11 protein-coding genes are annotated in these 21,239 nt (G+C 46.2%); 5 read left to right on the forward strand and 6 right to left on the reverse strand.

The window, feature by feature from the left end:
* Positions 1–29: 29 nt before the first annotated feature.
* From AT705_RS06440 to AT705_RS06450, 3 genes are all read left to right on the forward strand, one after another.
* Complete coding sequence (locus tag AT705_RS06440; protein ID WP_010382504.1) at positions 30–308, forward strand: peptidylprolyl isomerase; 279 nt, start codon at positions 30–32, stop codon at positions 306–308.
* Positions 309–410: 102 nt separating this feature from the next.
* On the forward strand, positions 411–674 hold the full coding sequence (locus tag AT705_RS06445; RefSeq protein WP_049866370.1) for a GrxA family glutaredoxin: 264 nt from the start codon (positions 411–413) through the stop codon (positions 672–674).
* Between the two features lie 222 nt (positions 675–896).
* The gene (locus tag AT705_RS06450; RefSeq protein ID WP_058795959.1) at positions 897–2,732 is read left to right on the forward strand and encodes a DEAD/DEAH box helicase; all 1,836 of its coding nucleotides are present in this window, start codon (positions 897–899) and stop codon (positions 2,730–2,732) included.
* Positions 2,733–2,817: 85 nt separating this feature from the next.
* On the opposite strand, the gene AT705_RS06455 is transcribed toward AT705_RS06450, so the two are convergent.
* A complete protein-coding gene (locus tag AT705_RS06455) occupies positions 2,818–3,645 on the reverse strand; it encodes a M90 family metallopeptidase (RefSeq protein WP_049866368.1) in 828 nt (275 codons plus the stop codon).
* Between the two features lie 114 nt (positions 3,646–3,759).
* On the opposite strand from AT705_RS06455, the gene AT705_RS06460 reads away from it, so the two are divergent.
* A complete protein-coding gene (locus AT705_RS06460) occupies positions 3,760–6,090 on the forward strand; it encodes a DEAD/DEAH box helicase (protein ID WP_058795960.1) in 2,331 nt (776 codons plus the stop codon).
* Between the two features lie 121 nt (positions 6,091–6,211).
* Here the strand turns inward: AT705_RS06460 and AT705_RS25195 are convergent, their stop codons facing one another.
* The 5 genes from AT705_RS25195 to AT705_RS06480 all read right to left on the reverse strand — a co-directional run bounded on the left by AT705_RS25195 (position 6,212) and on the right by AT705_RS06480 (position 19,102).
* Positions 6,212–6,460, reverse strand: a complete 249-nt coding sequence (locus AT705_RS25195) for a hypothetical protein (protein WP_156202311.1) — start codon at positions 6,458–6,460, stop codon at positions 6,212–6,214.
* 503 nt (positions 6,461–6,963) lie between these two features.
* Entirely contained in the window at positions 6,964–9,834 is a 2,871-nt protein-coding gene (locus AT705_RS06465; protein ID WP_058795961.1) for a TonB-dependent receptor, read from the reverse strand.
* Positions 9,835–10,316: 482 nt separating this feature from the next.
* Positions 10,317–13,130, reverse strand: coding sequence for a TonB-dependent receptor (locus AT705_RS06470; protein ID WP_058795962.1), 2,814 nt, complete (start codon positions 13,128–13,130; stop codon positions 10,317–10,319).
* Between the two features lie 479 nt (positions 13,131–13,609).
* Positions 13,610–16,243, reverse strand: coding sequence for a TonB-dependent receptor plug domain-containing protein (locus AT705_RS06475; protein WP_058795963.1), 2,634 nt, complete (start codon positions 16,241–16,243; stop codon positions 13,610–13,612).
* A 516-nt stretch (positions 16,244–16,759) separates the two neighbouring features.
* Positions 16,760–19,102 (reverse strand): DNA polymerase II, encoded by a 2,343-nt coding sequence (locus AT705_RS06480; RefSeq protein ID WP_058795964.1) that lies wholly within the window; start codon positions 19,100–19,102, stop codon positions 16,760–16,762.
* Between the two features lie 67 nt (positions 19,103–19,169).
* On the opposite strand from AT705_RS06480, the gene dinG reads away from it, so the two are divergent.
* Positions 19,170–21,239: an ATP-dependent DNA helicase DinG gene (gene dinG / locus AT705_RS06485; protein WP_058795965.1), complete on the forward strand. Its 2,070-nt coding sequence runs from the start codon at positions 19,170–19,172 to the stop codon at positions 21,237–21,239.

Genomic DNA, 21,239 nt, shown 5'->3' on the forward strand with positions numbered 1-21,239 from the left:
GCGCCTTTGATTGTCCGGAGATACTGTCCATGCCAAAAGCCTGCGCTTACCACATTTTAGTTAAAACCGAAAAAGAGTGTCTGGCTATTAAAGCCAAACTTGCCAAAGGCGGCGATTTTAACAAGCTGGCCAAACAACACTCATTATGTCCATCGAAAAAACGTGGCGGAGATTTAGGCGAGTTCAATAAAGGCGACATGGTGAAAGCATTCGATGACGTGGTCTTTAAAAAACCACTGTATGAGGTGCATGGTCCGGTCAAAACCAAGTTTGGTTATCACCTAATTAAAACCGTGTATCGCTCCTGAGGCATCATCGGTTTTCTCAATCACAACCATCGGTTTTTGGCGGTTTCATTTTGTACACAGGCCGATATACTGATTATCAAACAAAATGATTTGGAGAAACCGATGTTTACTGTAATTTTTGGCCGTGAAGGCTGCCCATACTGTGTCCGTGCTAAAGACTTGGCCGAACGTCTGACGAATGAGCGTGACGATTTTAAGTTTCGCTATATTGACATCATTAAAGAAGGCGTAAGCAAGGCCGATCTGGAAAAGTCCGCAGGCAAGCCTTGCCCGACGGTACCACAAATCTTTGTTGACCAAAGCCATATTGGTGGATTTACCGAGTTTGAAGCATATGCCAAAGAAAACCTGGGTCTGTACCAGTAACACAGCCCCCTTTTCCTGTGCCTGAATCACCTTTAAGTCGCCATTCAGGCATGATTCCCTCCTAAAAATAGCCACTTATCAGCCAATTTAACGAGCAAAAAAATAAATAAGTTTATTTTTTGACCAATATCAAACACCTACAAAATTAGTGCCAATTTATGCAAGCAATTGTTTTTTCTTTGCTGTACAATGCCGCCTCTTTTAACTTGTTGAGGCGCATTAATGTCAGAACCAGTCACGTTTGAATCTTTAGATCTTTCTCCTGCAATTTTGAAGGCAGTCGAAGAGCTGGGATATCAATCACCTTCTGAGATCCAGGCTCAATGTATACCGTTATTGCTAGAAAGAAAGGACGTGCTGGGACTAGCGCAGACGGGTACGGGCAAAACGGCGGCGTTCGCGTTGCCGCTATTAAACAATGTTGACGCATCCGTTAAGCAACCACAGATATTAGTATTGACTCCAACACGCGAACTGGCTTTACAGGTCGCGGAAGCCTTCAACCAATACGCTAAATACACCAAAGGTGTTGAAGTATTGGCTCTGTATGGCGGACAAAGCTATGGCGTGCAGCTAAGCGCACTGCGTCGTGGCGCACAAATCATTGTGGCAACACCTGGTCGTTTGATTGACCATATTAACCGTAAGACCATTGATTTGTCGGATCTGAAAGCCTTAGTGCTGGACGAAGCCGATGAGATGCTACGCATGGGCTTTATCGATGATGTTGAAAGCATCATGGAAAAAACACCAGTAGAGAAACAAACCTGTTTGTTCTCAGCAACCATGCCAAAGCAGATCCAATCTATTTGTTCTAAGTATTTAGATAACGCAGAGCAAGTAAAAATCACACCACGTAACTCAACGGTAGACACCATTGAGCAAGTTTACTGGCGTGCAACGACACATAAAAACAAAGCCATCGTACGTTTCTTAGAAGCGGAAGATTACGATGCGTCTATCGTGTTTGTTCGTACTCGTAACGATACTGTTCAGCTGGCTGAGCTACTCGAGCGCGAAGGTTTCTCTGCAGCACCACTTAATGGTGACATGAACCAGCAAGCCCGTGAGCGCACGGTAGAGCGTCTGAAAAGCGGTCTGTTAGACATCGTTATCGCAACTGACGTTGCGGCACGTGGTCTGGACGTAGATCGTCTGAGCTTGGTTATCAACTATGATATCCCACAAGACAGCGAAGCCTATGTTCACCGCATCGGTCGTACAGGTCGTGCTGGTCGTAAAGGTAAAGCTATCCTGTTTGTTAAAGGTAATGAGCGTTACCTGCTACGTAACATCATGCGTCATACTCGCTCTGATATCGAGCAGGTTGAACTGCCTAACGCGAAAGTTGTTGAGCAAAAGCGCATTGAAGCACTACAAGGCAAGCTAAGCCTGGCGCTGGATCACAAAGACATTGAGTTCTTCAGTGAAGTGGCACAAGGCATGGCTGAAAAGCTAGAGCTGACTCAAACAGAACTGTCCGCTGCACTACTGTGCCTGGCACAGCAGCAGTCTCCGCTGAAAGTGCAAGAGATCCAGGTACAACGCGAGCGTCGCGAGCGCGATGGTAATCGTGACGGTAACCGCGAACGTCGCGGTGAGCGTGGCGAACGTAAAGGCAATGCACGTCGCAACACCGGTCCTATGGATACCTATCGTATCGAAGTAGGTCGTGAGCACGGCGTACAGGTCAAGAACATCGTTGGTGCGATTGCGAACGAAGCGGATATCTCAAGCAAGTTTATCGGTGAAATCCGTTTGTTTGATGAGCACAGCACAGTGCAGCTGCCTCAGGATATGCCTGCAGATACTCTGTCACACTTCCAGAGCGTTTACATTTGTCAGCGCCCAATGAAGATGACCAAGAGCACACACCCAGCCGATCAAGGCAATGGTGGTGAGCGTCGCGGTGGCGAACGTCGTTCGGGCGGTCGTGATGAGCGTCGCTTTGAAGGCCGCAACGAAGGCCGTGGCGATCGCAAGCGCAGCTTCAAAGACCCGCGTGGTGACAAGCGTGATAACAGACGCAAAGAGCGTGGTGAGATTAGCTTTTCCTAATCTGATTTAGATGAAAAACCGCTTCATTTGAAGCGGTTTTTTTATGCCTGAGCTTTGGCGCATTTCAGCCAGATGACACACACCACTATTTGATCCAATCACGCGGGTCAAAGCGGTAGTAATCGCTTAGCAAATAGAATAACTCCGGATTTTCCTGCTTAAGTTGCAATGGCTTCTCAATAAACGTCTCAGTTATCACCGCAAAGAACTCAGCTTCATTAGTTGCTCCATATTCGTGTACGACATGTGGCATGTGATAAGCCAATTGCGTTTTTAACTGCTGATACGCCCGCGATAATACCTCTCCCCACTTTTTGTAACTCATTCCTTTTGGTAACCGGGGTGTGCCATTTGTTTGGCCTGTCTGTTGATCGAGTTGATGCGCAAATTCATGAAATACCAGATTATGACCATCTTCAGGTAATCGGTTACCCTCAAGGACATCATGCCAGCTCAAGACCAGTGTGCCACCAGGCCAGGACTCGCCCTGACGCACCACAGTATGAAAACTCACCAGCCCCGCACTATCACGATTATTCTGTCCGGCATAATAACTGCTGGGGTACAACAAGATCTCTTTGACATTGGGATACAGCGGCCAGCGTTGATTAAGCACCAGCAGGCACGCATCTGCCGCGATGATCAGCGCCATAGCCCGGTTGGTTTTCAATCCATCACGACCGAGCAGTCGCTTTTCACCTAAAAACCACACGATGTGCCGCTCCAGACGAGCCCGATCATCATCGGTCATATTGCGATAAATCGGCATATATCGCAGCAGCACCTGCCTGTCCAGCTCATTCAAAGTTTGCGTGCTATATTTACGCTGCCAGTAAGCGCGCCTGATATCGTCGAGTCGCCAGTAAATGATACAAAATACCACCAAAGCGACGAGTAAACTGATTTCTGTCATTGATTATTACGCGTTGATATTTTATTCAGAGATGCGCACCACAGGCAGTCTTTTCAAGCAAGATTTGTTAAAATCCTCAACACTTTAAAAAATATCTAACAGTATCAAGCCCGTATGTCCTTGCCCATCGAACAGATTAAAACCCAATTTTGTGATCATTTAGCCGCTGGCAACGTGATTGTTGCTGCTGCCACCGGCTCGGGAAAATCAACCCAGCTTCCCGTCTGGGCCGCTCAGCAAGGTCGGGTCCTGGTGATCCAACCGCGACGTATTGCCTGCACGTCACTGGCCGAATACGTCGCCCGGCAACAAGGCTGTAAACTCGGTGAGCAAGTTGGATATGCCATTCGTTTCGAAGGCGTGTTTAGTGATAACTCGCAAATCGTATTTGCCACACCCGGTGTGGCGTTACGCTGGTACTTCGAAAATAAGTTAACCGACTTTGACACGGTCATGCTGGATGAATTCCATGAGCGACGCTGGGATATGGACCTGCTACTTGCCATGTTGAAACAACAAGAGACGCATCGCCTGATTGTGACCTCTGCCACTTTGTCAACGCAGCGGCTGGTTCGCTACCTGGATGCCCCCTTGCTGACTTCCAAAGGCAAGATGTTCGACGTGCAAGAGCAGTTTCTTGCCAAAGATATGCGCACTATGCCAAGTAAAGACAATCTCAGTGAAAGAGTTACGGCTGCATGCGATTATGCCCTGCAACATACCAGTGGCGACATCCTGGTGTTCTTGCCCGGCAAAGGTGAGATAATACAGTGTGCTGCGCAGTGTAAGTCGCTTGATGCGCTGATAGTCCCGTTATTTAGTGGCTGTGCGCCGGACGATCAGCAACGCGCTTTGCAACAACAACCCCGGCAAAGGATCATTCTGGCAACCAATGTGGCAGAAACTTCACTGACCATACCTAATATTACCTGCGTGATTGACTCGGGCCTGGAACGACGCACCCACTTAAGAAATGGCAAAACAGTACTCGGCCTGGATGCTATCGGTAAAGATTCGGCTAAACAACGCCTGGGTCGGGCCGGACGCACTCAGGAAGGCCTCTGCCTGCGCCTGTATGGGCAATATGCGCCACTAATAGACAGTACCCCACCAGAAATACACAGAGAAGCCCTCACAGAGCTGGTATTGGCAGCAGGCTGTGCCACCAAGGGGATAGACACACTCAGTTTTATCGACCCCCTGCCTGCCACCTCCGGGCAACGTGCGCTCGACCTGCTCAGAAAAATAGGTGCTCTTGACGCACACAGCCGTGCAACCGACCTGGGCAGACAACTTTACCCCCTACCCATCGATGTCGAGCTGGGCCACCTCATAACCTGTATGCCGGATAACCGTCTGCGCCAGGCGATGATCGATGCTGTGGCCGTTATGTCGGTGCCGGCGCGCGTATATCGGTTGCCGGGGTCAACGGAGCAACTTGAGGCACTCAGTAAAGCACTGCCCCACAACTGCGACCTGGAGCTGGTCATTGCATTACTGCGCGGAAAAGCCCCTGGCGTGCCGACTGAAGACGAAGCCATTCGTGAAGCCAGACAATTCAGTCAGCAACTCAGAGAAGCCTTTGCGTTACCACCACTGGATAAAGCCGCCAGTTATGACCGGGATGCGTTACTTAGCGCCATTGCATCTGTGCGCCCGGACTGGTTGTTCATTAAAAAGGACAACCGTCGCGGTGGCTTTGGTAATGGTCACAGTGAAGTGGTACCTGCAAAAGAATCCCGCATTTGTGACACAAGTGACGCCATCCTGGTGCTAGATACCTATGCACTGGCCGGCAAAGGCGTTAAACAGGCAACCACCTTGGCCACGTTAGCCGCCCCCGTCACGCGCTCGTTGCTGATACAGCATGCGCAAACAGACACCACGCTGGAGCGGGCTTACCTGGAAGAAAACACCATCTGGGTTGAGCTTATCCGTCACTATGCTGGCGTTGTTTTAGAGCGACAAAATCACATCGCATCAGGCCCCCAGCTGATCCCGGCTTGTGTCAAGTTAATTGAACAAAACCAACTGTTTGATGGTCTCTGGCAGCAGAACAATCGCATGCTGGAATATCAAAAGCTATATCATCAACACGAGCAAAGTGAAATGCCAGCAGTGCTGAGTGCAGCTCAGTGGTTAGCACATGCGCTCGAGGATTTAGGTGTTGAAGCACAGGAAGATCTGATGCTGATAGAGGCACAGGATCTTTTTTATCTACCCATAGAGGACTGGGTGATCGCCCCCTTTATAGAAAAGTTTCCACTTGAGATTGTCTTACCTGAATTAACCATGAGTGTGGCTTATAGCTTTACCGCCAAACGCATTACCCTAGAATATTTACAAGGTAATCGCAAAGATGCGCCAAAACGCTGGGAACTCCCTGCCTGGGGTGGATTTAAAATACGCTATAAAAAGGCCAGTAAAGTGGTAGATGTTAAATAGCTGGGACAAGCCGTACAAGGTGCCTATGCCAATTAAAATACGATATGGCAGCGAGTTGCATTGTGCCTCAAAATTATATAGGCAGGTCAATACCTGCCTATATATGGGAAGTGTTTAATTATCAACGGTCGTTATTTGTTAGACCCCGTTGATTCTCTCGCAATGCATCTTGCGCATTTTTACGGGCTTCTTTTCTTTGCTTTGACGTAGAGCAACTTGTTTTGGGAATATTTGACCCAAGAGAACGAACTTGCTTACAACGATACCCGTTATTTGCTTGGCTACCATCGTCTTTCGAACTGCTGGTGCTATTACATCCAGTCAAAAGTAAACCCAATGTAGAAACGAGAATTAGTGCTTTAGTTTTCATGACTTCTCCTTGCTTTAAGCAATCTTTTATAATTTCATAACAAGGTATATAACAAGTACCCAAAAAAGTCAAACCGTATAAAGGTTATTAATATATTAATGTTTTTTGATGACTTTCATTACATGATAAGTGATTTTTTCGCAACCCCCCATATGTATAACATTAAACCAAGCATTAACTCTCGGCATTGAGGGTTTTAAAAAATAGAATTTATAATATTTAATATCATTATAAATATAATAATTTTATAGGATTAAAAAGCCATAAAATGGCCAAAGCCAAGTTATAAAAACCAGGAAAACAAAAATAAAACATTAAAAATAGTCTAAATATTAGAAGCGTTAAAAGCTAGAAATGTTTCCTTCTTATTAGAGATAAAAGCTATCAAACATAAGTACGTTCAAAGAAATAACCCGGTAAATGGTCACTATCCTCGCAAGCAGAGGATAAGAACTAGCAATAAAAAAGGCCGCAAAAGCGGCCTTTTTTAATCTCTATGCTACTTAGAAGCTGTAATCTACACTCAGGTAGTATGTACGTAGTAGCTGGTCATAGTAGCGGCCTTCGTAGCCAACTAAGTGACCTTCTGGATCACCCAGTGAGAAAGGCGGCTCTTTGTCGAACAGGTTGTTGATACCGAATGTGATGACAGTATTCTCGAAACCAAAGTAATCAACTTTGTAGTCCGTCTTAACATATGAAGGGATCTTCAACTGAACGTGCTCTGTAACAAATGCCTGTGAGGCTTGACCTTCATCGTTGTACACAGTTTCCATAACTGGATTAGCAATCGTGCCACGAACTACTTCTACACGGTCATCCGAGTAGCTAGACTTGTAGCTGAAACGAAGTGTGTGCGAGAAGTCACCATGCGTCAGAGTGTTCTGGATTTGGGCAACATTACGGAATACAACTTCTTCGTCAGTACCGAACTTACCTAGGCTAGATTCCCACTCAAATGGTACAACACCCGGCGCAGTATACTGCGAGTCAATGATATGGGTACCCTGAAGTGTTGTCTTCAACTGACCGAAGCTCAGCTCATTATTGAAAGAGAATTTCCAGTCAATACCTGATGTTTCGGTTTTACCCAAGTTCATGTACTCACGCTCAACAGACAGAAGTCTCTGAGTGTCATCCGCACGACTTGTGTGGACCTGGAAGCTGTCATTGAACAGGTTGACATTGTCGAACATGTAGTCATAGTCTGGTGCTTCTACTTTACCTTCGATTTCAATGCTCCAGTAGTCAAGTTGAATCGTTGTATCTGTTGTAGGTGAGTAAACAAAACCTGCTGACATTTGCTCTGATTCTTCCGGTGCCAGCGTTGGGCTACCTTTCAGGAACGCCTGGTACTGAATGCTACCCGGAGGACAGAATGCTTCACGATTTGCATCGCCCAAATCTGGACAAGTGTAGGCAGAACCAGTTACACCGTTATTAGCCAATGGCTGAGCGTAGCTACGTAGAGAAGCAACTTTGAAGCCCGTTCCGTATGAAGCACGCAGAACCAGGTTGTCTGTCGCGTTATAACGTAAGCTCAGCTTGTAAGTGGTATCGCTGTTTGACTCATAGTTTTGAGTATCAGAAGGATCGCTGTTTTTAACTTTACCGATGTTATCGTAACGTAACGCCAGGTTTGCACTCAGATCTTCCAGAATTGGCACCTGGAATTCAGTAAACACACCGTATTGACTACGTTCAAGGTCATACCCAGTATCGTTAGCTGGCGCATTTGCTTCACGATTTTTCTGTGCGTCAGTCAGGATAAGTGCGTAGCTGTTCTCACGGTAATCAACACCGTAACCTACGTATACTTCACCCGCTGGTAATTCAAACAGAGGCTGAGACGCGCGGATATCAAAAGACAACATTTCTGTTTCTACTGTATCCCAAAGGCCACGCCATTGTACACTTTCAATTGCATCTTGTGACGCTTGGTCACCAGCAAACTCGTCTGCCGTAGCAAAAACGTCGATTGCGCCCGATGCAATGGTTGGTGCGAAAGTAGCACGGTTGTAGTAACCATTTTTGATGTTGTCTTTACGCTCATTCTTTGAGTAAACAACAGCGGTGTTGAAATCGATATCGTTCAATACCGTACCTTCAAGACCTAAAATAACGTTAATAGCGGTGTTGTCATACTGGTTAGTACGGTTACCACCAGGTAGTGCACGCCATGCAGCACGGAACTCTGTTGCATTAGCTTTCTCTTCTTCTGTCAGGTGTTGCTCAACGTACTTAGTATAAAGAACACTGTTTGCAGAATCACCGTTAACCGCACCCAGGTTCAACTGACCAGTTGGGTTTGGAGCAATACGAGAAGTCAAAGTGAAATCGGTATATGACAGCGTTGAGAATGCTTGAATATCGTCAGTGATTGCAAAATCACCCTGAAGAAGAAGTGCTGTTCGTTCATTTTCAGGATAAATTTCTAGTGTACTGGTGAAGTCAAATACACAGTCCTCACCACCGGCGTTAGCAAATGGAGATACCGCAGTATTTGGTGCACAAGAACCGTTTTGTGCATAGTATGGGCTGAAGCTCTTCGTGTAAGCACCTTCGAGTGGACGACCTTCTTCATCACGCTCACCAATGAATACGTGTGCAATTGCAGGAATTGCGTTACCTGAACCATTTAACTGAAAGTAAGAGTTACCATCAACTTCAAACTCAAGGAAACCTGTTTTTGCAAAATCGCGATTTTTCGAACGAAGTGTTTCAGTTTTTTCATGGCTAAGAGATGCAACAATGCTAAAGCCGTCTCGGTCGAAGTCGCCGAAACCAGTTGTAATTCCAAGGCTGTAAGACTCAGCACCGTCTTTCGGGCGGTCCATACGTGCAGACACAGTAGTCTCATCAGCTTGGTCTTTCAGGATGAAGTTGATTACACCAGCGATCGCGTCAGAACCGTAAAGCGCTGATGCACCATCAGTTAGTACTTCAACACGCTCGATTGCAGCAAGCGGGATAGAGTTTAGGTCAACCGCGTTACCTGAGTCAAGAGGCGCAAGACGACGACCATTTAATAGTACCAGTGTATAGGCTTCACCGATACCACGAAGTGATGCAGTCGCCTGACCAGTACCGCCGCCACCGACAGAAGATACAGGTGTTGTGAAACCCTGCATCGAAGGAATTTGAGCTACCAGATCACCAACGTTGGTAACACCAGTATTTTTGATATCTTCTGCTGAGATAATGTTCACAGGAAGTGCACCCGCAAGGTCTGTACCTTTGATGCTTGAACCTGTTACTTCAATTTTTTCGATATTCTCTTCTGATTCTTCTGCGTTTACTGCAAAAGCTGTAGCAGACACTGCACCATACATCAGTGCTAAGCGGACCGCTTTCGAGATCTTGCTATTTAACATTTGTTTTCTCCCTGGCTTTAAATAAATCTTTTAAAGCATTGTTTTTATGTATTTTCTTGATTTTATATGGGTAACAAGTGCGTGCACTTTTAGCCATATTGGTGAAACATACTAATCGCATGAAAAACAAAAGGTCAACAACCTTTTTTAAAACAGAAACAAAAAACCCAAAAAAGAAACAAAAAAACACCTTAAAAACAATAGGTTACAACAATTAAATTATCTGACTCATATGTGTAGCCGTTTCAGGGCCTTTTTTTACGTAAATTTGATGGATATTTAATCACTTTGATAACATCAAGGTGACCTACTCAGAGAGTGAATAACAATATTTGAATATGGTGGGATTTAGACGAATATAAGCATTTTGTAAAAAAACAACTAATGCATAAAGCGCAACAAAAAGATTGTGACTATTTGCAACAAAAAAGCCCCTGCTTGTTGCAGGGGCTCGTTAGAAGATTCTACTTAGTCAGGCAGAATTAGAATGTGTAATCTGCTTGTAGGTAGAAAGTACGACCATACGGGTCAGCGTAACGCGGGTCGTAACCAACCTGGTGACCAGCTGCTGCGTTCAGAGTGAACGGAGGCTCTTTGTCGAACAAGTTCTTAATACCGAATGCAAAGTTTGCATTGTCGCCCCAAGCGTAAGCAAGACGATAGTCGAACGTCATGTAAACAGGGATGTGCTTCTGGATAACACTACCGTCTACTGCTGAATCCCAATCGTCTGCCTGAGCAACATAGAAGCTAACGTCTGCGCTTGCATCTGTGTAACCGCTACGCGCCTTAAGGTTCAGGCTGTGCGTGAAGTCACCATGTGTGAATGTGTTGTTGAAGTTAATGATGTTGCGGAAAGCAACTTCTTCATCCGTACCTACTTTACCAAGGCTAGTATCCCAAGTATCTGTAGTACCTACACGCAGACTCTCATCTTCGATAAGGTATGTACCCATCAGGCTAGACTTCAGTTCACCAAATGAGAAGTTAGTTGTGAAATCAACATGCCAGTCGATACCTGAAGTGCGAGACTCACCAACGTTACGCGCAGGCTGGATGATAGCAAGTACTGTATCGCCTGTACCTCTGTCAACTTTAGTAGTGAACAGATCATCATAAGTTACCGGGTCACCGAAGATTTGGTTCTGAGTCAGACGGCGAACTTCGTTCTCCATCTTGATGTTCCAGTAGTCGATTCCAAAGCTTGTACCTGTATCACCAGCCCATACGAAACCGAAGGTGTACTGCTTAGATGTTTCAGGTTGAAGATCTTTTTCACCTTCACGGTATACATCATATTGCAGTTTATCCTGGTGACAGTATTGTGCCTTTTCAGGAGCTAAGCCAGCAGGACAATCATATGGAGATGAAGTTACACCAAACTCAAGACGAGGTGCCGCGATTTGACGCATGGTCGCAGCCTTAAAGCCTGTACCGTAGCTTGCACGTAGCAACAATTCGTCAGTAGGACGGTATGAAAGGCTGATCTTGTAAGTCGTATCGTCAACGCTGTCGTTAACAGTCTGGTTACCAGTACGTTTTGAATCAGTGATTTCACCGATTTCGTCGTAACGTAGTGAACCGGTTACTTCCAAGTTTTCCAATACTGGCACGATAACTTCTGCAAACGCACCGTAGCTGTCACGCTCGAGGTCGAACTCAGTACCAGCAGATTCAAACAGAACGATCTCTGCATTTTGACCCGCACCATTGGTCAGTGAGTAGCTTGACTGGCGATAGTCGAAACCAACACCCAAGTATACAGTACCTGCATCCAGTTCAGCGATTGCGCCTGAAGTCTTACCTTCAATAGCAAGCAAATCAGTGTCTGTGGTGTCCCAAAGGCCGTTAAACATAGTGTTTGCAACCATTTGGTTTTGCTCGTCAGACAGGTTTTCTGGTGCGTCGAAGATGTTAACCTGACCAGAAGTTACCAGTTCCATGAACTCTTTCTCTAACGGGTAACCAGTAAGACGAACTTGTTCACGCTCTGCACCTGAACTGGTGATGGCGAAGTCATAAGACCACTCGTTCAATTCACCACGCAGACCAGCAACGATGTGAGACGTAGTTGCAGTCCACTCATCAGTACGGTTACCACCTGGAAGTACACGCCAGCGTGCTGACACACCACCTTCAACCATATCAGCTTTAACAGCATCAGGTAGGTGCGTAATTACGTTGTCTTGTACAAACTGGCTGTTTTCGTCCAGAGAGAAACCACCAGTTGGGTACGGAGCGATACGCGTAATCATTTCAAACTTAGACGCAGACGCAGTTACATATGCTTCCATGTCGTCACTAATTGCGGCAGTCGCTTGCAGGAACAAGTTGTCACGCGTACTTTCTGGTTGAATTTCTAGCGTGCTAGTGTAGTCAAATTGACACGCATTACCAGAAGGCGCACTTGTTGTGTGACATGCACCGTTTACTTCTTTGTAAGGGTTTAGAGAGTACGTTGATGTTTTACGCTTGCCGTTGTCATCCAGTACAAACTCACCAGCATCATCGCGCTGGTAGTATTTAACATATGCGTTACCAGGGATTGCGTTTGAAGAACCCGCGATTGCAACCAGATTTTGGCCTGCGTGCTCAAACTCAACGAAACCAGTCTTTGCAAAATCACGGTCAATTGAGCGCAGGTTATCCTGCTCATCACGGCTATAGCTCACCATGACATTGAAGCCATCACTGTCCAGGTCACCGAAACCTGTTGTGATAGAGAAGTTTGAGCTAGATGTATCTGAAGGCTTATCGTAACGTGCACTTACAGTTGTAGATTGAACGTCATCTTTCAGAATGAAGTTAACAACACCCGCGATAGCGTCTGAACCGTACAATGCAGATGCACCATCTTTCAGAATTTCTACGCGCTTAATCGCAGATAGAGGAATTGAGTTAATGTCGATGCTCGAACCTGAATCCGAAGAAGCCATACGACGACCGTTAACCAGAACCAGCGTGTATTCGGCGCCAAGGTTACGAAGTGACGCAGTTTGAATACCTGCACCGCCACCACCTACTGACTCACCAGCAGCAGTGAAACCCTGCATCGCAGGTAGGTTAGCAATTAGGTCTGGTACACTAGTCACACCAGATTTTGCGATATCAGAAGCGTCGATCACATCGATAGGCAAAGCACCTTCCAGGTCTGTACGCTTAATAGCAGAACCGGTAACTTCAATCTTCTCGATTTTCTCTTCGCCTTGTTCAGCATTGGCTGCGAACGCAGTTGCTGACACAGCACCAAACGCGATCGCTAAGCGAACCGCTTTTGTTACTTTATTATTTAACATTGGATTCTCCCTGGACCATACAAGATGGTTATATTTATTTTTTGCGTTAACAAACGCTTTGTATTTTTACCAAAACGGTAACTTAGTGATGCATCTTAAACAACAACTAGACACTAGGTCAACATAGTCTGATGTGTTTTTTGCAATTACCTTTATTGGGGACTTATATTATTAACAGTTTTTATATCATTTAGTGATCTTTAGCACATAGACAACCACATATTAAACATAAGGTTGTGAACGAAATGTTTAATATGGGTACAATTTTTCCAACCCATCACACTGTGCTTGGAAACGATAGATTTCAGGGGAACAATGGGGCTTGCTGACCGATCAGAGGTCACTTTACAATCAAAAAAGATACGAACGAGAAATATTCAAAGAAGGTAAGGCTAGAATATCAGACCCGCAGTGGACTCAGGAATAAGGCAAAAAAAAGCCCCTGACGGGGCTTTTTATTGAATTAGTTCATCTGCAAATTAGAAGCTGATGCGGTATCCACCGAAGATTTCACGACCAATGTGACCTGCATTATACAGAGGGTAATCTACGTAGAAACCATTGTTATTGTACACTACACCTTTATCGAACAGGTTACGTGCACCCAGTGTGAATGTACCGTAACCATCGCTGAAGTACTTGATGTTCAGGTTATGTGTTACATAAGTAGGCAAAGTTCCTGAGTATTCTACTACGTGTTGACCAGAATCAAGACGTTGCTTAGTCTCAGTTTGATACGTGTTGTCGATCAGATCTGTCGTCCAGTTAACAGAGTAGTTATCAACAGCATAGTTCACAGTGAACTGAGAACGAAGCTCTGGCTGCTCTGGTGCCTTCTTCGCATTGATTGTTGGACCACTGAAGTAAATGTCTTCACCAACTTCTGTCAGAAGTGTTGTTACATTTCTGAATTTGAAGTCACCATATGCGGTCTCTAGCTTGTAAGATACATCAATATCGAAACCTTTACGCGACATGAATGCACCGTTTGAATACTGTGTGTAACCTTTATCGATTGAACCGTCTGAATTGCGAACCAGTTTAACTGCTGGTCTTTCAGCAACCAGTGCGTCATATGCACCTGCAGACTGCAGGTCAACTAAGTCCTGAACCTCAATAAGGCTAATCAAGTTTTCTACTTCAAGCTCGAAGTAATCTACTTTAATAGAAACATTTTCAAAGCCAGAGTAAACAACACCCAGGTTCATGTAGCTTGATTCTTCTGGACCCAACTCTTTATTGCCCTGACGTAGCTCTTCATAGCTTGCTTCAGTACAATCAGATGCAGCAATACCTTGCTGTTCACAGAATACATAGTCAGTAGCTTTCGGGAAGCCTGTTGAATCAGCTGCATTTAGCTCTTTAAGAGATGGTGCACGGAAACCTTCAGAGTAAGAAGCACGAAGTAGCAAATCGTCAATTGGACGATAGTCAAGCTTCACGCTTGGGTTACCTTCACCACCAAAGTCACTGTAGTCATCATAACGGTATGCTGCGCTCAGTGTCAGATTATCAAGGATAGGGAAAGCCACTTCATAGAACACGGCTGTTACATCACGCTCACCCGCACCTGAACTACCAGCGCTACCACCAATCAAGCCAGCTTCGTTTTGTGCATCATAACGAGAGTTCAGTGTCATATCGAAATATTCACCACCCACATAGTGGGCAATAGCACCGCCTTCCAGCTCACCAAACTCAAAACCAACACCAGCAAACACATGATCTAGTTCACTTTGGTTTTCTGTGTAAGTTGTGGCACGCATGTTAGCGATACCTTGCTCTGAATCAAGCGCAATATCATTTAGTGTATTGTGAGACAGACCCGCTTTGCTCAGATAAAAACGGCCAACATCGCGATAGTCCAGACGTGCTTTGTGGTAAGAAACCTCCCATTCAGCCGTATCACCGAAGGCACCTTTCAGACCTAAAGTGTAATCTTGCTGGTAATCCGTTACTTCACCGTCACGGTTACCCAGTTGATACCAACGGAAATAGCCTTTCGTTACTTCGCCAGTAGGGTTATGTTCATTGTCTGCTGCCATATCATTCCAGTTTGCAGCTGCTGGTGCATAACGACCAAAAGAATCGTTACGGCTGAACATTGCACGACCGAAAAGCTCCAGGTCATCAGTGAGTTCATAGGTAATGCTCGCCATCGCCGAGTCACGTTTAGTCGACGCCATGTTGGCAGAAACGTCAGCATATGCATAACCACAAACCTGACCACCGCCAACACCGCCTAATGCACTACCTTGATCAAGTACGCCTACGAAGCCGTCTACATTCTTGGTCAGCTCGTCACACTTTGGAGATGCAAGCATGCCGTTAGGACCTTTAACAGTCGCGCCAGAGTAGCTGATGCCGACAGTTTCATCATAAATAGAGATCAGGCCATCTTTGTTTTTATCTTCCATTGACGCGGCAGTATAGCTGCGATCACGGTCAAAAATAGGGTTGCGCTGTTGATGGTCGTAAACAAAAGTAATATTACCTTTATCAGAGCTTACACCAAATGCCATTGACATTTGCTTAGAGTCAGCACCTTCTGCTTCAGGACGTCCTACCTGAATATCAAAAGACACCCCTTCGAAGTCTTTTTTCAGGATAACGTTGATAACACCCGCAATGGCGTCAGAACCATAGATAGCTGAAGCGCCATCTTTTAGAATTTCTATACGCTCTACCGCTGCCATCGGGATTGAGCTCAAGTTGGCACCACCACCGTTCAGTGAAGGTGAGCTACCCATACGCTTACCGTCGATCAGTACCAGAGTACGACCTGCACCAGCACCCAGCAGGCTCACAGTTGATTGTGACTGTGCACTGTTACCTGAGCTTGGGATAATAGAGCCAAAGCTATTAGAAGTAACGCTTTGAAGTGCTTCGGCAACAGAGACACGGCCCTGGCCTTCGAATTCAGCGGTAGAGATTACTTCAACCGGGCTTGCACCTTCCATGTCGACACGCTTGATACGCGAGCCTGTGATTTCAATGCGTTCTACTTTTTCGGCACCTTCCTGAGCTGTTGCTGACTGTGCGATCACAGCCGTAGACGCAGCACCAAATGCCAGTGCTAAACGCACGGCCTTAGTTACTTTAGTGTTCAACATGTGTTTTCTCCCTGGGCTTACGCGTAGCGGTAAGCATGAGTATTGTTGGTATTTATAACGAGCTTGCCGAGTAAATTTCAGCAGTCTCTGAATTTTCGCGACGGATACTAATCGCGACCTGTGTTAAGCGTCAAACCACCCCCACTTAACAGATAGGCACACCAATAAAACAACGAAAACCCAAGCTTTTAACAGGGTTTTAAAGTTAATTACCACTCACTTCAAAATAAATGTATTTTTTAATTGAATTCACATAGAGACTGTACACAAAGGACACAGGGACCAATATCAGGAAAGAAATGCAAGTCGCATTTTAGTTAAAAAAAATATTTTTAAATTTGGTTTGTTTGCTGCTTTTTTATGCAAAAAATAGTACCCAAACAAACCATTACCAATTTTGTTAGTATGTATTTACATTCAAATAAAGCTTTGTTTCACTTGATTTTCTGTGATGAGCGTCAAATAAACGGAAAATAAATTTTGCTTACAAGCAGCTAAAAAACCGCTTGCACGCTATTACAAATCTGAGGACCAATCCAGCGTTCGTTGACCATTTAAGGTAATGGCATCCAGGTCAACATCCGGTAGCATCTGGTAAATAGGTAAAATCTGTTTTTCTATATAGTGGCTGTAATCTGGGCTGGATAACACGCCCTGAACCAGCCTAGGACCTGTTGTACTTATATAGTAGGCAACCTGGCTCCCCTTACCCAGGTTTCTCGCAGACCCACGACTATGTGCTTCTTTCGCAGCCCTGACATGAGGCGGGATATTTTTAACATAGGCATTCAGCGGTTTGCCCAGGCGTTTTTTATAGACCAACTTATTATCAACCTGACCGCTGTTGATCAATGCGATGTATTGCTCCGTTACCGCAACCACATCTTCATTATCAAATAAGGCCCGGATCACCGCCTGCTGATACTCTTTGGCAATCTCAGTCCAGTCACTGCGCACCGTCTCCAACCCTTTGAACACCAACTCAGCCCCCGCCTCGGTTTGGATCTGACCGACATAACGCTTTTTAGATCCCGTTTCCTGACCCCGGATGGTCGGCATAAAGAACGGGCTATAGTGGGTTTCAAACTCAATTTCCAGATAACTGGGTAAACTAAACTGGCTGTCAACCTGCTGCGTCCAGCGTTGATTAATTTCTTTCATCAGGCGCTCACCAAGCTGCTGGCACTGCACCGGAGCCAAAGACTCTGGCACACATACAAAGGTTGAATCTGTATCACCATAGATCACCTCATAGCCCATTTCTTCAATCCAGCGACGTGTGGTCTGCATAATTTCGTGACCACGCAGGGTAATGGAGCTAGACAAACGCGGGTCATAAAATCGGCACCCCCGAGACCCCAGCACCCCGTACAGGCTATTCATAATGATCTTGATGGCCTGCTGCAGCATTTTTTCGCCCCGATCTTTGGCTTCCTGTCTGGCTTGTGCCAACTGGGCTACCAGCTTAGGTAAATGATGATAGGTTCTGGAAAAAGCGCCTTCATTGAATCCGCTAATTGCATTGTCAGGGGCGATAAGCCCTTCGATGAGTCCCATAGGATCGATGTGGAAAGTACGTATAATAGAGGGATAAAGGCTTTTGAAGTCCAGCACCAGCACATTTTGATATAACCCTGGCCGCGAGTCCATCACATACCCTCCAGGACTGTCGAATGTCAGGCCATGTTCCCCCAAGTTCGGCGCGATATAACCGCTGCGATGCAACAACGGCAGATACAAGTTTGTAAATGCAGCCACTGAGCCACCCATACGCTCGAGCTCAAGACCGGTTAACTGAGTTCGGGCAATAGCGAACTCAAGCAAAGATAACTGAGTAAAGATATCCCAGACTAATACGCAATCTTGCAGGTTATAGGCTGCAAGCGCAGGCTTATCATGGTGGAAAAGGCGGATGATCTCCTCCAGCCTGTCATCCTGAGTAAGTAATTTGCTTTCCCCCAGCACCTGCTGGGCCACATAGCTAAGCTTAAAAGTTTCAAAATGGTAGGTGGCATTCTTCATCGTATCTATGCCATCCAGCACCACCCGACCAGCTACCAACACTCGGGTAAAATTTCCTTTGGATACCTGTATTGGGGTGCCATCCCGGCCAATACTCAATGAGACGCCTAATGCTTCTGAACGCTCATGAAGCACAACACAATCGAACTCAATCACGTTCCAGCCTATGATCACGTCTGGATCAAGGTGGTTAACTTCCTCGACTAATACCTGCAACAGAGCCAATTCATCATCAACCCAGCGAACATCCACATCACTTGCCTGAGGGTCTCCAATCATGATGACGCGCCGCTGTGTTTGCGTCACCAGCCCAACTGAAAACAACACCCCTTCTCCACTACATTCTATATCCAGCGACAACATAGACAACTCAGGGACATAATGCGGTGCCGGTTTCAGCCGTGCTTGCTGGATCTCAATATAGCCGGCTTTTTTCACTGCATGACCGGATACCCAGGCACCACCACGTATAAAGCGCTCCATCAGATAACGATCCGCATGACGAATGTCAGCTTCATATAAGGTAACCTGAGAGCCCAGGTGCTCTTTGCACTGGTAGTAGCTACTTAATGTACGACAATAAAGGCCCGTCACAGCGGATTGATCAAAGTGTTTAAGTGCAAGGGGTCGGAGCTCCACCCCCTTGACTTGTCCCGCCAAGAGAGTATGCGCTTTTTCAGCCTCCTCAGTGCGAGTAAACAGCACCGCTTGTTGTGCCTCGGTGATCACCTTTAACAAGCCTTCGGCAGATTTCAACCAGTAACAGAGGTGCAACTGGTTGTTAAGGTGGATTTGCTGCCGTGAAAGGATAAAGCCCTGATATACCGCTTGTGCCAAAGGGGATCCCCGCCTAGAATAGAATACCTGTAATTATATCCATACTTTTTTGCTTAAGCGATCCTACATGCTGTCAGATTCTTTAAAAAAAACCATCCGCCAGGCGCACACCAATATTGCTGAACAACTGGAAGGCTATCGCCCTCGCGCCGGGCAAAATTATCTGGTCGCAGAAATCGCTAAAACGCTGGGAGGCGACTATCACAAGTCTCAGCGTGTTTGCGTCATTGAAGCTGGAACCGGCACTGGTAAATCGCTGGCTTACTGTCTGGGCGCACTTCCCATGGCGTTGGCAAAAAAGAAAAAGCTGATCATCTCCACTGCCACGGTGGCTCTGCAGGAACAGTTGCTGAATAAAGAGCTGCCCTTTTTTAGAGAGCACTCCGGGCTCGACTTCAAATTTGACCTGGTTAAAGGGCGTCAGCGCTACATCTGCGTACAAAAACTGCTGGCTGCCGTGAGCGGCGAAGAGACACAAATGTCCCTGATGCCCACCACCAGTGCGCCTTTATCTGCCATGGAGCAGCGCTGTTTACAGGAACTGGCGAAAGCCTATCAGGATAAACGCTGGCAGGGTGACAGAGATAGTTGGGCAGACACCATTCCCGACAAAGTCTGGAATCTCATTGCCTGTGATAAGCATGCCTGCCAACGACAACTGAAATCTCATAATCTGTGCCCTTTTCATCTCGCAAGACAAAAAATTGCCCAAATGGATGTATTGGTGATCAATCACGCCTTGTTACTGGCTGATCTGGAACTTGGGGGCGGGACGATTTTAAGCGATCCCGAAGATACCTTTTACGTCATCGATGAAGCTCACCATTTACCACATATTACCCGCGACTTTTCTTCGGCTGCCGCAACCATTAAAGGCACCATAGAGTGGCTCGATAAGCTACTCAAATTCAGCGGTAAAATGGCCAATGTCGTGGTCTCTCAAAAAGCCATCGGACAGAACTTTAAACTTAACGATGCCGCCAATGACGCCAACAAGGTATTACGCCAGGTCAGAGACATGCTGGATCAATCTGACTACAGCTATAATGATGATGACACGCACCGCTTTTTACATGGTGAAGTGCCAGAGCAACTGAAAGAACGGGCCAAAGACATTGCCGATGCGACTCAGGATGCACTTCGGGCACTGAGCAAGATGCATGATGCGCTTACACTGGACGTGAATGACGGTGACGTGCAAGGGTTTATTGCCGATCCCATTTTGGCCGAAAGCGGCCAGTATATTAATCGTCTGGAGCAGCTCAATAAACTGTGGTTCAGCTATGCAACAAAGGGCGAAGGCACACCTCATGCTCGCTGGATCAAACGTCTCGATTACAAACATCACCATGACTATTTGTTGTGCGACTGCCCGATAGAAGTTGGCTTTTACCTCAAAGATCACCTCTGGCGTGAGTGCGCCGGTGCCGTGCTGTGTTCTGCTACTCTCAGTGCCATGGGCAACTTTGATCACTTCGCGCGCGAAAGTGGGCTCAGTAATGAACCCGGCGTCAAATACATTAAAGCCGACTCGCCATTTGATTATGCTAAACAGGCGCAGCTGCATATTCCCCAAACAAAAACCGATCCCACAGATAAAGCGTTTAGCGACTATCTGGCCGAGGCTTTGCCTGGTTTTCTGGACAAGAAAAAGGCCAACCTGGTGCTGTTTGCCTCCTACTGGCAGATGGATCACGTTGTAGCTAAGCTACGAAAACAAAACTGGCAGATCCTGGTACAAGGCGAACTATCACGTGAAGAGCTATTGAAACGCCACCAGGCGGCCATCGACCTGGGCGCGGGCAGTATTTTATTCGGCACTCAGAGCCTGTCAGAAGGACTCGATTTGCCAGGCAAATATCTCGAAAACCTGGTGATCACTAAAATCCCCTTCGCCGTGCCGACCTCTCCGGTAGAAGAAGCACAAGCTGAATTTATTCAGTCAAAAGGTGGCAACCCGTTTTTATCTATCACTGTACCGGATGCTGCCAAGAAATTAGTGCAAAGCTGTGGTAGACTGCTGCGCAAAGAAACGGATTCTGGCCGCATCACCATACTTGACAGACGCCTGGTTACTAAGCGATACGGCAAGGCGATGCTGGATACGCTGCCACCCTTTGCAAAACAAATAGACTAA

It is taken from the genome of Pseudoalteromonas rubra (genome assembly GCF_001482385.1).
In the GTDB taxonomy this organism is placed as follows: domain Bacteria; phylum Pseudomonadota; class Gammaproteobacteria; order Enterobacterales; family Alteromonadaceae; genus Pseudoalteromonas; species Pseudoalteromonas ardens.

Bases quoted from the DNA above. Each gene is read 5' to 3' on its own strand.
- AT705_RS06475 (WP_058795963.1), bottom strand. From the start codon at position 16,243: ATGTTGAACACTAAAGTAACTAAGGCCGTGCGTTTAGCACTGGCATTT.
- AT705_RS06465 (WP_058795961.1), bottom strand. From the start codon at position 9,834: ATGTTAAATAGCAAGATCTCGAAAGCGGTCCGCTTAGCACTGATGTAT.
- AT705_RS06450 (WP_058795959.1), top strand. From the start codon at position 897: ATGTCAGAACCAGTCACGTTTGAATCTTTAGATCTTTCTCCTGCAATT.
- AT705_RS06470 (WP_058795962.1), bottom strand. From the start codon at position 13,130: ATGTTAAATAATAAAGTAACAAAAGCGGTTCGCTTAGCGATCGCGTTT.
- dinG (WP_058795965.1), top strand. From the start codon at position 19,170: ATGCTGTCAGATTCTTTAAAAAAAACCATCCGCCAGGCGCACACCAAT.
- AT705_RS06445 (WP_049866370.1), top strand. From the start codon at position 411: ATGTTTACTGTAATTTTTGGCCGTGAAGGCTGCCCATACTGTGTCCGT.
- AT705_RS25195 (WP_156202311.1), bottom strand. From the start codon at position 6,460: ATGAAAACTAAAGCACTAATTCTCGTTTCTACATTGGGTTTACTTTTG.
- AT705_RS06455 (WP_049866368.1), bottom strand. From the start codon at position 3,645: ATGACAGAAATCAGTTTACTCGTCGCTTTGGTGGTATTTTGTATCATT.
- AT705_RS06440 (WP_010382504.1), top strand. From the start codon at position 30: ATGCCAAAAGCCTGCGCTTACCACATTTTAGTTAAAACCGAAAAAGAG.
- AT705_RS06460 (WP_058795960.1), top strand. From the start codon at position 3,760: ATGTCCTTGCCCATCGAACAGATTAAAACCCAATTTTGTGATCATTTA.